Here is a 12,589-nt window from a genome sequence, read left to right as displayed (position 1 = left end):
GTGGGTGGGTGGGCCGCTCTTCGAGGACGGACATGCACCGCACGCCGGCAGTGCCCGAGCGGTGAGGAATCGACCACAATCCGGCAGCCCCGGTTGCGATCGGCGGCGATGGGGGTACAGGCCCCCACGTGGGCAGCCAGCGAATCTTGGTCACCGGCGCGACCGGCTACATCGGCTCGCGTTTGATCAGCGAACTCCTCGACGCGGGCCACACGGTGATCGCGGCCAGCCGTAACCGAGCACGTCTGCAGGATTTCGGCTGGCGCGACCGTGTGCACACCGTCTCCCTCGATGCGCACGACGAAACCTCGGTGCGCCACGCGTTCGATGAAGCCGGCCCCGTCGACGTCGTCTACTACCTGGTGCACGGCATCGGCCAACCCGACTTCCGCGAGGCCGACAACCGGGCGGCGGCCATGGTCGCGACCGCCGCCAAGGACGCCGGTGTGCGGCGGATCGTCTACCTCGGCGGTTTCGTCCCCGACGGTGACTCGCTGTCCGAGCATCTGACCAGCCGCGCCGAAGTGGCCGCCGCGTTGCGGGTCGACGGCGGAGCTGACGTGGTGTGGCTCGGGGCGGCCATCATCATCGGCGCCGGATCCACGTCGTTCGAGATGCTGCGCTATGTCGCCGACCGCTTCCTCGTGTTGCCGCTGCCCGCGTGGTCGGCCAACCCGATCGATCCGATCTCGATCCGCGACGCGCTCTACTACCTGGTCGCCGCCGCCGACACCGAGAAGGTGCCCGCCGGCTCGTACGACATCCGCGGACCCGAAACCACCACCTACGGCGACCTGCTGCGCACCTACGCGCGCACCGCCGGAATCTGGCGCACGCCGCTGCCGGTGATCGGCGTCGACACCGGGCTGGTCTCCAAAGTCACCGGTGTGGTGCTGCCCGTGCCGGGCGGGCTGGCCGCGGATCTGGTGGAGTCCCTGGACTATCCGATGACGGCGTCGCAGGAAGGGCTCGACGGGCTGGTACCGGATCCGCCGGGTGGACTGGTCACCACCGCCGACGCGATGCGCCGCGCCGTGCGCAGTCCGCGGCCGCGCCCCGTCGACCAGCTGGCCGACCCGCATCACCTCGCCGACACCGATCCGGACTGGGCCGGCGGCGACGCGTTGCGCTTGAAACTGCTCGCCGGGTGCGTGACCCCGGCTATGGTGCGACCGGTGCTCGACCTGATCGGGCTGGTCCCCAAGCCCGTGGCCGCAGCGGTGCGTACCGGGTTGGACACCGTCCTCGGATTCCTACCGAAGGTGAGTACCGCGTGACTGCATCGGATCGCCGCTCCCCACTGAGGGAAGAGATGTTCCGCATCGCACGAAATCAGGCTGCCCCCCACAACGAACCACCGTCGGTGATCCGGCGCCGCAAGTTCGCGGTGGTGCTGGTGATGGTGATCGGTGGGGCCCTGCTTGGCTATTCGCTGAGTCGCCCGCCCGGCGACGAGACATTCGTCTGGTTGACGCTGGCGCTGGCCGGAGTGTGGGCCATCGGCGCGTTCCTGTCCGGACCGTTGCACATGGGCCACGTCCACTTTCGCGGACGCAACCAACGCCCGATCATCACCGGAACCGCGGTCGGTCTGCTGCTCGGCGGCGCGTTCGTGCTGGGCGCGCTCGTCGCGCGCCAGATCCCAGCGGTGTCGGACTACATCACCCAGGTGCTGCAATACAGCAATAGCGCCCCGCTGGTGGTGATCACGTTCATCACGGTGATCAACGGGCTCGCCGAGGAGTTGTTCTTCCGCGGGGCCCTCTACACCGCGCTGGCCAAGTACCGCCCGGTGCTGGTGACCACGGTGCTCTACGTGGTGTGCACCGCCGCCACCACCGGCAACCCGATGCTGGGATTCGCCGCGATCATCCTCGGGACCGTGTGCGCGCTCGAGCGTCGCGCCACCGGAGGAGTGTTGGCGCCCATGCTCACCCACTTTTTCTGGGGTCTGGTCATGGTGCTGGCCCTGCCGCCGATGTTCGGGGTCTGATTCACCGCAGCGGGTGGGCGACCTCGTCGCGCCACATGCCGGCCGCGATCACCGCGACGGCGGCCAGCATCATTGGAAGCAGCCCGGCCGCCAGAAAGATCGCTTCCATCGGCACGACTTTCGACAGCGGGCCGACGATCGCGAACGACACGGGCATGAACGCCAGCGACACGAAGAAATCCAGGCTCGAGACCCGGCCGAGCATCGCGGCCGGCACCCGCCGCTGCAGCAGCGTTCCCCAGATGACCATGCCGGCGCCGTCGGTCACCCCGACGACGAAGGTCGCGGCCGCCATCACCGGAAACGACGACGTGACCCCGATGATCGCCAACGGAATCGACCCGAGACCCCACATCGCCATCATCACCGACAGGTAGCGCCGCGGCAGTCGGCGCGACGAAACACCCAGTGCCCCAACAGCACTGCCGACACCGAAGAACGCCAGGATGAAGCCGTAGGTCTGCGCGCCGTGGGTGAACCGGTCCTGCACGATGAACGGCAGCAGCACCTCGATGGGGCCGAGCACCACCAGCACGAACAGGCTGGCGAACAACAGCGTCCACAGCAGCCACGGGGTGCGCAGCACGAACACGAACCCGTCGCGAAGATCCCGCAGCAGGTGCGGACGCGTCTGCGCAACCTCGATTCCGACCGGCGGACGGGTCGCCAACAGCAACAGCAGGCCGACGACGAACAGCGCCGCGACCACCGATGCGCCCAGCGCCGGGAACGTCGCACCCACCAGCACCCCGGCCACGGCCGGCCCGACCGCCCGCTGGAACACCGGGCGCACCACACCTTCGACGCCGTTGGCCGCCAACAACTGCTCGGCCGGCAGGATCCGCGGCAGCAGTGCGCTGTAGGCGGGGAAGAAGAACGCCGCCGCGATACCGAGGACCGCCGCGGCCACGGCCATGTGCCAGATGCGCAGGGCGCCAATCATTCCCAGGCCTGCGATCACGGCCACCGTCGCGGCGTTGACGATCTCGACGGTGATGATGATCGAGCGTTGGCTCAGCCGGTCCGCCGCCAGCCCGCCGACCAACACGAACGCCACCAGGCCCACACCCAGACAAGTGGCCACCAACGACAGCGACGTCGGATCGTTGTCGAGGGCGATGACCTGCAGGACCATCACCACGGCCCACATGCCCTCGGCGAAGATGGTCAGCGAGACCGCGGCGATGAGCAGGCGGTACTCGCGGAACCGGAACGGCGCGAGCACCCGCCAGCCGGTGTCATCGACCGGCGTCGCGATGTCGTGGTGCGTGCTCACCGGTAGATGGTGGCCGACTCACCGCCCCCGCGTCGAACGATTTTTCAGCGCCGAAATTGCATTCCACGCGCGTCAAACCGCGATTTGACGCGCGTGGAATGCAATTTCGGCGGGAGAGGTCAGACGTCGGTGAACTTCGCGGGGCGGCGCTGCTGGAACGCTTGCGTGCCCTCGCGGAAGTCGTCGGCCACCAGCAGTTGCAGCTGGCCGGCCTTCTCCAATTCGAGAGCGGCCTCGAGTTCGGTCAGCGTGGCCGAGTTGATCGCTTCCTTGGTCTTGCGCAGCGCCACCGCGGGTCCCGACACCAGCGTGGAGATGACCTTGTCGACCTCGGCCTCGAACGCGTCTGCCGGGTAGACCGCACTGACCAGACCCCAGTCGAATGCGTCGGCGGCCGAGATCCGTTCGGCCAGCAGGGCCATCCGCATCGCGCGGATCCGACCCACCGCGGCGGCGATCAGGGCCGAGGCGCCGCCGTCGGGCATCAACCCGATCTTGGTGAACGCAAGCATGAAAAGGGCCTTCTCCGAAGCCAATACGACGTCGCAGGCCAATGCCAGCGAGACGCCGACGCCGGCCGCCGCGCCCTGCACGACCGCGACCGAGGGCTGCGGCAGCGCAGCGATCGAACGGATGCAGCGGTTCGCGGCGTCGAGCACATCGGCGGGCGTGCCGGCCGCGCCGGGGTTGGCGTGGTCCTCTTCGCTGATTCCGGCGCCCGAGCAGAAGCCGCGTCCGGCACCGCCGATACGCACCACGCGCACCCGGGAGTCGCCGGCCGCGCGCTCCAGCGTCTCGCCGAAGGTGTTCAGCATCGACGCGGTCAGCGAGTTCAGGCTGTCGGGCCGGTTCAGTGTCACGTGCAGCACGCCGTCTTCGAGCGTGACCGTGAGGTCGTCGATGCCTGCGTAGGCGTCCGTGGTGGTCATGTGCGTCCCCTTTTCTGGGCCCTCGCCGACGGCTGAAGCGCCCCGCGGCCGGTCGACTTGGTTATACAAGTAAGCTATGTCGGCGGTCAACCGAACGATCTGTTTGAAGGGCGGTCACGCATGGCTGGACCACTGCAAGGACTGCGTGTCGTGGAGCTGGCCGGTATCGGCCCGGGTCCGCACGCAGCGATGATTCTCGGCGATCTGGGTGCCGACGTTGTGCGCATCGAGCGCCCCAAACCGGCCGGCCCGCCGACCAAGCCCGGCGGCGACTTCCTGCTGCGCAACCGGCGCTCGGTGGCTGCCGACCTGAAGAGCGCCGAAGGCCGCGAGATGGTGTTGCGTCTGGTCGCCAAGGCCGACGTGCTGATCGAGGGTTTCCGCCCCGGCGTCACCGAGCGGCTGGGGTTGGGGCCCGAGGACTGCGCGAAGGTCAACGACCGCCTCATCTACGGACGCATGACCGGGTGGGGCCAGACCGGGCCGCGCGCCCAGCAGGCCGGCCACGACATCAACTACATCTCGCTGACCGGCGCGCTGCACGCGATCGGACGCAACGGCGAGCGGCCGGTGCCGCCGCTGAACCTGGTCGGTGACTTCGGCGGCGGGTCGATGTTCCTGCTCGTCGGCATCCTCTCGGCGCTGTGGGAGCGGGAACGCTCCGGCAAGGGCCAGGTGATCGATGCCGCGATGGTCGACGGCGCGAGCGTGCTGTCGATGATGATGTGGGCGTTCCGCGCGATGGGGATGTGGAACGACGAGCGCGGAGTCAACATGCTCGACACCGGCGCCCCCTACTACGACACCTACGAGTGCTCCGACGGACGCTACGTCGCCGTCGGCGCCATCGAGCCCCAGTTCTACGCCCAGGTGCTCGACGGGCTCGGCCTGGACGCCGCGGAACTGCCCGACCAGAACGACATGAGCCGCTGGCCGGAGCTGCGCGCCAAGTTCACCGAGGCGTTCGCCGCGCACGACCGTGACCACTGGACCAAGGTGTTCGCCGGAACGGACGCCTGCGTGACGCCGGTGCTGTCGTTCGCCGAGGTCGAGTCCGAACCGCACATCGACGAGCGCGACACCTTCTACGAGGAGCGGGGTTACCTCTTCCCCGCGCCTGCACCGCGGTTCTCACGCACTGTGCCGACGGCGCCCACAGCACCCGGCGTGCCGGGCGCGGACACCGAAGACGTCCTGCGGGACTGGAGTTAACCGACAAGACCGACGAAGACCGACAAGAAAGGAACCATATTCGTGGAAATCAAAGACGCCGCCGCCGTCGTGACCGGGGGAGCCTCCGGGCTGGGCCTGGCGACGACCAAGCGACTGCTGGACCGGGGTGCCTCGGTCGTGGTGATCGACCTCAAGGGTGAGGACGTCGTCTCAGAGCTGGGCCCGCGGGCCAAGTTCGTCGAGGCCAACGTCGTCGACCCCGAGCAGGTGTCCGCCGCCCTGGACGCGGCCGAGGAGTTCGGCCCGCTGCGCATCAACGTCAACTGCGCCGGTATCGGCAACGCGGCCAAGACGTTGAGCAAGGACGGCCCGTTCCCGCTGGACGGCTTCAAGAAGGTCGTCGAGGTCAACCTGATCGGCACGTTCAACGTGCTGCGCCTGAGTGCCGAGCGGATCGCCAAGACCGAGCCCGTCAACGGTGAGCGCGGCGTCATCATCAACACCGCGTCGGTGGCCGCGTTCGAGGGCCAGATCGGCCAGGCGGCGTACTCGGCGTCCAAGGGCGGCGTGGTCGGCATGACCCTGCCGATCGCCCGTGACCTGTCGCGTGAGTTGATCCGCGTGTGCACGATCGCGCCGGGTCTGTTCAAGACCCCGCTGCTGGGTTCGCTGCCGCAGGAGGCGCAGGACTCGCTGGGCAAGCAGGTGCCCCATCCCGCGCGCCTCGGTGATCCCGACGAGTACGGCGCGCTGGCCGTGCACATCGTTGAGAACCCGATGCTCAACGGCGAGGTGATCCGTCTGGACGGCGCGATCCGTATGGCGCCGAGGTGATCTGATGGCTATTACGACGAAGTTCACCGAGGTCTTCGGGGTCGAGCACCCGATCGCCCAGGGCGGTATGCAGTGGGTGGGTCGCGCCGAACTGGTTGCGGCTGTGGCGAATGCGGGTGCGTTGGGTTTCATCACCGCGCTGACCCAGCCGACGCCGGCGGATCTGGCCAACGAGATCGCCAAGACCAGGGATCTGACCGACAAGCCGTTCGGGGTGAACCTGACGATCCTGCCGTCGATCAACCCGCCGCCGTATGACGAGTACCGCCAGGTGATCGTCGACTCCGGTGTCAAGATCGTCGAGACCGCGGGCTCCAATCCGGCCCCGCATCTGCCGATGTTCCACGACAACGGCATCAAGGTGCTGCACAAGTGCACCTCGGTGCGCCATGCGGTCAAGGCGCAGAGCCTGGGTGTGGACGGCATCAGCATCGACGGGTTCGAGTGCGCCGGACACCCGGGTGAGGACGACGTGCCGGGTCTGGTGTTGATCCCGGCGGCGGCGGACAAGATCGAGATCCCGATGATCGCCTCGGGCGGTTTCGGTGACGCGCGCGGCCTGGTGGCCGCGCTGGCGCTGGGCGCCGACGGCATCAACATGGGCACCCGCTTCATGTGCACCGTGGAGTCCTGCATTCACCAGAACGTCAAGGAAGCCATCGTCGCCGGTGACGAGCGGGGCACGGAATTGATCTTCCGCACCCTGCACAACACCGCGCGGGTGGCGTCGAACACGGTGTCGCGCGAGGTGGTCGAGATCCTCAACCGGGGCGGTCAGTTCGAGGACGTCAAGGATCTGGTGGCCGGTGTGCGCGGCCGCAAGGTGTTCGACGACGGTGATCTCGACGCGGGGATCTGGACCGTGGGCACCGTGATGGGCCTGATCAATGACATCCCGACCGTCGGCGAGCTGGTGTCGCGCATCGTCGGCGAGGCCGAGGATCTGATCAACGGCAGGCTCGCCGGGATGGTGTCGGCCAGCCGGGCGGCGGTCTAGACACTGCGGCCCGGGCGTCACGGCGTCCGCTGTCGCCGGAAGGCGGCAGGGCAAACGCTGTAGCCCGGGCGGCAGGCAAACAGAAGTGATGACAACGCGCGCCCGTGGGGGCGCGCGTTGTTCACACTGCGGTGGGCAGTGCCGTCTCGTCGTCGAGTTGCTCCGAGGTCACACCCTCGACCAGGACATCTCCGTGGTAGAGAGCATCGAAATCAACCTTGATGACATCAGCGTTGGTGTCGTCGATCCACATGTACTGAAAAGTAACCACCGGCTCTAAGGAATTCGTGAGCCTGCTATCGGAAAACTGTGGCAATTCTTACCGCCGGGTAGGTTCGGGGATCTACCGGCCGGTAGCAATCAGCTCGCCGGGGCGGTGAAGTGGATCGGATTGACGCCGTAGAGCGCCACCCAGGTCAGCACCGCCGCCACGATCGCCACGAGCAGCAGCACCACCGATATCCGCAGCGACGGTCGGAAACGCTCCGGTAGACGACGGTCCACCGAGTACCGGCCGGAGCCGGTGAACAGCAGTGCCGCAGCGCCGAGTCCGATCAGGAACGGAGTATTGAACGGTTCGGACCAGAACGCCGCACCCGAGACGTTGACCGCCCACGCGCACAGCATCGCGCTGAACACCGCGCAGGCCGCCACGGGTGTGAGCGCCCCCAGCAGCAGTCCCACGCCGCCGAGGGTCTCCGCGGTGGTCACCATGAACGCGGCCAGCGTCGGGAGTCGCCACCCCGCCTCGGCCATGAAGCCCGCGGTGGCGGAGAAGTCGAGCGCTTTGATCAGGCCGGCCTGCAAGATCGCCGCGCCCACGGCGAGTCGGAGGATGAGCAGGCCGATGTCGAGGGGCTGGGCGGCAGATGCCTCGGAGGCGGCGGGCACAGACGCTGATGCTACGACGCGGGTCGGCCCGGCGGTGGAGTTCTCGGTCATGGTCGCTTGGACCTGTGTGGCCGCGAAAAATCATCGCCGCCACCGTTGACCCTCTAACTTACCGCTGATAACTTACCGCCGGTATCTTCATCGAGAGGGCGCGGAATGCTGCATCGGATCGCACTGTGGGCCATCGCGGCACCGCGCCGGATACTCGTCGGCGCACTCCTGGTCATGGTCGCGTGCGGGATCTTCGGCGTACCGGTCACCAAGCACCTCTCGGCCGGCGGCTTCCAGGATCCGTCGTCCCAATCGGCGCAGGCCACGCAGATCCTGGTCGACAAGTTCGACCAAGGCGACATGGAACTGATCATCGCCGTGACGCCCGAGGACGTGACCGCCGACGTCGACTCCGCTCAGGCGCGCGCCGTGGGCGCCGACATCGTCGAACGGCTGGAACAGTCCCCGCACGTGGGCGCCGTGACCTCGGCATGGACCGCGCCCCCCGCCGCGACACCGGCCCTGATCAGCACCGACCGGCGCACCGGGCTGATCGTCGCCGGCATCACCGGCGGTGAGAGCGACGCGCAGAAGCACGCCAAAGAGATCACCGACGAACTGGTCCACGACCGCAACGGCGTGATGGTGCGCGCCGGCGGCGTCGCCATGACCTACGTGCAGATCAACGCCCAGAGCGAGAAGGATCTGCTCAAGATGGAGGCCATCGCGATCCCGCTGAGCTTCCTGGTGCTGGTGTGGGTGTTCGGCGGCCTGCTCGCCGCGGCGTTGCCTCTCGCGGTCGGGGCTTTCGCGATCCTGGGCTCGATGGCGGTACTGCGCGCGGTCACGATGGTCACCGACGTGTCGATCTTCGCGCTGAACCTGTCGATCGCGCTCGGGCTGGCGCTGGCCATCGACTACACGCTGCTGATCATCAGCCGCTACCGCGACGAGATCGCCGACGGCATGTCACCGGACCGAGCGCTGGTCCGCACGATGACCACCGCCGGTCGCACCGTGCTGTTCTCGGCGTTGACGGTGGCGCTGTCGATGGTCGCGATGGTGCTGTTCCCGATGTACTTCCTGAAGTCCTTCGCGTACGCGGGAATCGCGGTCGTCGCGTTCGCTGCGCTGGCGGCGATCGTCGTGGCGCCGGCGGCGATCGTGCTGGCCGGCGACCGGCTGAACTCTCTGGACGTTCGCAAGTTGGGGCGCCGGCTGCTGCGGCGCCCCGAGCCGCTGCCCAAGCCCGTCGAGCAGACGTTCTGGTATCGCTGCACCAAGTTCGTGATGCGCCGGGCAATCCCGATCGGCGGCGTCGTGGTCGCGGGGCTGCTGCTACTCGGGGTGCCGTTCCTGGGCGCCAACTGGGGCTTCCCGGACGACCGGGTGCTGCCGACGTCGGCGTCGGCGCGCGCGGTCGGCGACGACATGCGGGAGAACTTCGCGGTCGATGCCGCGCGCAACCTGCAGGTCGTGCTGCCCGACGCCGAGGGGCTGTCCCCGGCCGCACTCGACGGCTACGCCGCGGCGTTGTCGCGCGTCGCCGACGTCTCCTCGGTGTCGGCGCCCACCGGGGCCTTCGTCGACGGCGTCCTGGTGGGGCCGCCGGCGGCGCCCACCGGCGTCGCGGACGGCAGCGCGTTCCTCACCGTCGCGAGCTCCGCGCCGCTGTTCACCGACGCATCCGAGCAGCAACTCGAAAACGTGCGTGCCGTCCCGCCGCCCGACGCACGCGACGTCCTGGTGACCGGCTTGCCGCAGATCAACCGCGACAGCGCCGACGCGATCACGTCGCGGCTGCCGCTGGTGCTGTCGGTCATCGCGGTGGTCACGTTCGTGCTGCTGTTCCTGCTCACCGGCAGCCTCGTGTTGCCGCTGAAAGCGTTGGTACTCAACGTCTTGTCGTTGACCGCGGCGTTCGGCGCGCTGGTGTGGATCTTCCAGGACGGCCACCTGGGTGCGCTCGGCACCACCCCCACCGGCACCCTGGTGGCCAACATGCCGGTGCTGCTGTTCTGCGTCGCGTTCGGGCTGTCGATGGACTACGAGGTGTTCCTGCTGTCCCGGATCCGGGAGTACTGGCTGCAGGCGTCGGCGCGACGCGGCGACGAGCAGCCCACCTCAGCCGACAACGACGAAAGCGTCGCGCTGGGGTTGGCCAGGACCGGGCACGTGGTCACCGCTGCCGCGCTGATCATGTCGATCTCGTTCGCGGCGCTGATCGCCGCGCAGGTCTCGTTCATGCGAATGATGGGCGTCGGGCTGACCCTGGCGATCCTCGTCGACGCCACGCTGGTCCGGATGATGTTGGTGCCGGCCTTCATGCATCTGCTCGGCCGCTGGAACTGGTGGGCACCGGCGCCGCTGGCTAGGCTGCATGGACGCATCGGGCTTCGGGAAACCGCGGACGACGTCGAGGCGCCGGTGCCGGTGGTGAAGGAGGCCCCTCGGTGACCGCCCAACCGTTGCGCCGGCGGCGCGCCCCGCGTGGCTCGGGTGACCAGCTGCGCGAGGAGATCCTGGACGCGGCAACGGAATTGCTTCTCGAATCGGGCGATGCCAAGGCGGTGCCCATCCGGTCGGTCGCGCAGCGCGTCGGGGTCACCCCACCCTCGATCTACCTGCACTTCGCCGACAAGGACGCGCTGCTGGACGCGGTCTGCAGCCGCTACTTCGAAAAGCTCGACACCGAGATGCAGGCGGCGGCCGCGGACGCCGGCCCCGCGGCGGTGGACGTGCTACGCGCTCAAGGACTGACCTACGTCCGGTTCGCACTGGAAAACCCGGAGCTCTACCGGATCGCGACCATGGGCCACGGCCACCCAGGCAGCGACGTCGACATCACCCTGAACAGTTCGGCATTCGTGCACATTCGCTCCGCGGTGGAGGCGATGATGACCGAGGGGATCTTCCCGCCCGCGGACCCCATGATGCTCGCGCTGGAGTTGTGGACGGCCGCCCACGGCGTCGCGGCGCTGATGATCTCCCGGCCCTACGTGCCGTGGGGGGATGTCGAGCAGTTCACCGACCGGGTGATGCGCGCGATGTGCTGCGGCAACGTCGTGGCCGGCGGCATGCGGGAGACCGACACACCGTACGAGATCGTCAGCTGGCTCAAGGAGGTCGCCGATGAGCGAAGCAGTCGATAACCCGTTCTTCGCGCGGGTGTGGACCGCGATGTCGGCGCGCGAACCCGAATCGCTGCGCCGACTGCGGCGGCAGAACCTGGCGGGCCTGAGCGGCCGGGTGCTCGAGGTGGGCGCCGGCACCGGGACCAACTTCGAGTTCTACCCCGACACGGTCGCCGAAGTGGTGGCCGTCGAACCGGAGATCCGCCTGGCCGAACACGCGAAACAGGCTGCGGCCCAAGCAACCGTGCCGATCACCGTCACCACCGACACCGTCGAGCAGTTCCGTGACGCGACGCCGTTCGACGCGGTGGTGTGCTCGCTGGTGCTGTGTTCGGTGGACGACCCCGAAGCCGTCGTAACCTCACTGCGATCGATGCTGCGCCCCGAGGGACAGCTGCGCTATCTCGAGCACGTCGCCGGCAGCGGCGCGCGCGCCAAGCTGCAGAAGTTCGCCGACGCCACCGTCTGGCCGCGCCTGCTGGGCAACTGCCACACCCACCGCCATACCGAGGAGACCATCGCCCGAGCGGGCTTCGCCGTGACCGACGCGCGACGCGAATGGACATTCCCGCGCTGGGCGCCGCTGCCGGTGGCCGAGTTCGCGCTGGGCGTCGCCGTCCGGCCTAGTTGAGCAGGGCAGGCAGACGCTGCATCAGTCCGGGCAGTGCGTCGCCGGCCTTCTCGCGCAACGTCACCGTCGCCGAGTCGGACAGCGGCGTCGGCTCCGGGTTGACCTCGATCACCGGTACACCGTTGGCCAGCGCGAGCTCGGGCAGGCCCGCGGCCGGATAGACCACCGACGAGGTCCCGACCACCACGAGCACATCGGCGTGCACGACGGCTTCCACCGACCGCTCCCATGCCTCGTCGGGCAGCGCTTCGCCGAACCACACCACGTTGGGCCGAATCAGCCCGCCGCACTCGCACTGCGGCGGCGGGACCGATTCGACGGGCTCGGGCATGTCGGGTATCGGTCCGGTGTACTCCGCTTTGCAACGGTCGCAATGGAATTCGAACAGGCTGCCGTGGACGTGGTAGACGTTGCGGCTGCCGGCGCGTTCGTGCAGATTGTCGACGTTCTGGGTGACGACGTGCACTTCGGCGCCGTCCTGCCATGCCGCGATCGCGCGGTGCCCAGCGTTGGGCTCGACCGCACTCATCATGTGGTGGCGCCACAGATACCACGCCCACACGCGATCCGGATGCGCCTGCCAGCCCTGGGAGCTGGAGATCTCATACGGGTCGACCTTTGCCCACAGTCCTGTTTCGACGTCGCGAAATGTCGGCACCCCGCTCTCCGCCGAGATCCCTGCGCCGCTGAACACCGTCACCCGCATCCCACCAAAGTAGCTGCTTTGGGCGATACTGAGC

13 protein-coding genes are annotated in these 12,589 nt (G+C 68.3%); 8 read left to right on the top strand and 5 right to left on the bottom strand.

Translation table 11 applies throughout. The annotated features are described in order from the left end of the window. The first annotated feature begins 128 nt into the window (after positions 1–128). Both ACQI46_RS21080 and ACQI46_RS21075 read left to right on the top strand, forming a co-directional pair. The gene (locus tag ACQI46_RS21080) at positions 129–1,277 is read left to right on the top strand and encodes an NAD(P)H-binding protein (RefSeq protein WP_427095979.1); all 1,149 of its coding nucleotides are present in this window, start codon (positions 129–131) and stop codon (positions 1,275–1,277) included. Positions 1,278–1,312: 35 nt separating this feature from the next. Beyond that, the gene (locus tag ACQI46_RS21075) at positions 1,313–1,993 is read left to right on the top strand and encodes a CPBP family intramembrane glutamic endopeptidase (protein WP_427096000.1); all 681 of its coding nucleotides are present in this window, start codon (positions 1,313–1,315) and stop codon (positions 1,991–1,993) included. A gap of 1 nt (position 1,994) precedes the next feature. On the opposite strand, the gene tet(V) is transcribed toward ACQI46_RS21075, so the two are convergent. Next, a complete protein-coding gene (tet(V), locus tag ACQI46_RS21070) occupies positions 1,995–3,251 on the bottom strand; it encodes a tetracycline efflux MFS transporter Tet(V) (protein ID WP_427095999.1) in 1,257 nt (418 codons plus the stop codon). Positions 3,252–3,388: 137 nt separating this feature from the next. Then, positions 3,389–4,198 (bottom strand): enoyl-CoA hydratase, encoded by an 810-nt coding sequence (locus ACQI46_RS21065; RefSeq protein ID WP_427095978.1) that lies wholly within the window; start codon positions 4,196–4,198, stop codon positions 3,389–3,391. Between the two features lie 120 nt (positions 4,199–4,318). Between ACQI46_RS21065 and ACQI46_RS21060 the strand changes: the two genes are divergently transcribed. Genes ACQI46_RS21060 through ACQI46_RS21050 form a run of 3 tightly spaced genes read left to right on the top strand, consistent with a single transcriptional unit; the run spans position 4,319 to position 7,202 of the window. Continuing rightward, positions 4,319–5,410 (top strand): CaiB/BaiF CoA transferase family protein, encoded by a 1,092-nt coding sequence (locus tag ACQI46_RS21060; RefSeq protein ID WP_427095977.1) that lies wholly within the window; start codon positions 4,319–4,321, stop codon positions 5,408–5,410. Positions 5,411–5,452: 42 nt separating this feature from the next. Then, positions 5,453–6,205: a 3-hydroxyacyl-CoA dehydrogenase gene (locus ACQI46_RS21055; RefSeq protein ID WP_427095976.1), complete on the top strand. Its 753-nt coding sequence runs from the start codon at positions 5,453–5,455 to the stop codon at positions 6,203–6,205. A 4-nt stretch (positions 6,206–6,209) separates the two neighbouring features. Further along, a complete protein-coding gene (locus ACQI46_RS21050; RefSeq protein ID WP_427095975.1) occupies positions 6,210–7,202 on the top strand; it encodes an NAD(P)H-dependent flavin oxidoreductase in 993 nt (330 codons plus the stop codon). 121 nt (positions 7,203–7,323) lie between these two features. On the opposite strand, the gene ACQI46_RS21045 is transcribed toward ACQI46_RS21050, so the two are convergent. Then, positions 7,324–7,455, bottom strand: coding sequence for a hypothetical protein (locus tag ACQI46_RS21045; RefSeq protein WP_260759932.1), 132 nt, complete (start codon positions 7,453–7,455; stop codon positions 7,324–7,326). 107 nt (positions 7,456–7,562) lie between these two features. Further along, the gene (locus tag ACQI46_RS21040) at positions 7,563–8,144 is read right to left on the bottom strand and encodes a DoxX family protein (protein ID WP_427095974.1); all 582 of its coding nucleotides are present in this window, start codon (positions 8,142–8,144) and stop codon (positions 7,563–7,565) included. Positions 8,145–8,249: 105 nt separating this feature from the next. On the opposite strand from ACQI46_RS21040, the gene ACQI46_RS21035 reads away from it, so the two are divergent. Genes ACQI46_RS21035 through ACQI46_RS21025 form a run of 3 tightly spaced genes read left to right on the top strand, consistent with a single transcriptional unit; the run spans position 8,250 to position 11,849 of the window. Further along, entirely contained in the window at positions 8,250–10,541 is a 2,292-nt protein-coding gene (locus ACQI46_RS21035) for an MMPL family transporter (protein ID WP_427095973.1), read from the top strand. Further along, the gene (locus ACQI46_RS21030; protein WP_427095972.1) at positions 10,538–11,236 is read left to right on the top strand and encodes a TetR/AcrR family transcriptional regulator; all 699 of its coding nucleotides are present in this window, start codon (positions 10,538–10,540) and stop codon (positions 11,234–11,236) included. The genes ACQI46_RS21035 and ACQI46_RS21030 overlap by 4 nt, the downstream gene beginning before the upstream one ends. Next, complete coding sequence (locus tag ACQI46_RS21025; protein ID WP_427095971.1) at positions 11,217–11,849, top strand: class I SAM-dependent methyltransferase; 633 nt, start codon at positions 11,217–11,219, stop codon at positions 11,847–11,849. Before ACQI46_RS21030 ends, ACQI46_RS21025 begins: the two co-directional genes overlap by 20 nt. Here the strand turns inward: ACQI46_RS21025 and ACQI46_RS21020 are convergent. Continuing rightward, positions 11,842–12,555: an NAD-dependent deacylase gene (locus ACQI46_RS21020; RefSeq protein ID WP_427095970.1), complete on the bottom strand. Its 714-nt coding sequence runs from the start codon at positions 12,553–12,555 to the stop codon at positions 11,842–11,844. The genes ACQI46_RS21025 and ACQI46_RS21020 overlap by 8 nt on opposite strands. Positions 12,556–12,589 lie beyond the last annotated feature (34 nt).

Source organism: Mycobacterium sp. SMC-4 (genome assembly GCF_050205565.1).
Taxonomy (GTDB): domain Bacteria; phylum Actinomycetota; class Actinomycetes; order Mycobacteriales; family Mycobacteriaceae; genus Mycobacterium.
This window is presented reverse-complemented; position numbering and strand designations above follow the sequence as displayed.

Coding starts and splice junctions, on each gene's coding strand:
- ACQI46_RS21075 (WP_427096000.1), top strand. CDS start 1,313: ATGTTCCGCATCGCACGAAATCAGGCTGCCCCCCACAACGAACCACCG.
- ACQI46_RS21065 (WP_427095978.1), bottom strand. CDS start 4,198: ATGACCACCACGGACGCCTACGCAGGCATCGACGACCTCACGGTCACG.
- ACQI46_RS21060 (WP_427095977.1), top strand. CDS start 4,319: ATGGCTGGACCACTGCAAGGACTGCGTGTCGTGGAGCTGGCCGGTATC.
- ACQI46_RS21050 (WP_427095975.1), top strand. CDS start 6,210: ATGGCTATTACGACGAAGTTCACCGAGGTCTTCGGGGTCGAGCACCCG.
- ACQI46_RS21045 (WP_260759932.1), bottom strand. CDS start 7,455: ATGTGGATCGACGACACCAACGCTGATGTCATCAAGGTTGATTTCGAT.
- ACQI46_RS21040 (WP_427095974.1), bottom strand. CDS start 8,144: ATGACCGAGAACTCCACCGCCGGGCCGACCCGCGTCGTAGCATCAGCG.
- ACQI46_RS21035 (WP_427095973.1), top strand. CDS start 8,250: ATGCTGCATCGGATCGCACTGTGGGCCATCGCGGCACCGCGCCGGATA.
- ACQI46_RS21025 (WP_427095971.1), top strand. CDS start 11,217: ATGAGCGAAGCAGTCGATAACCCGTTCTTCGCGCGGGTGTGGACCGCG.
- ACQI46_RS21020 (WP_427095970.1), bottom strand. CDS start 12,555: ATGCGGGTGACGGTGTTCAGCGGCGCAGGGATCTCGGCGGAGAGCGGG.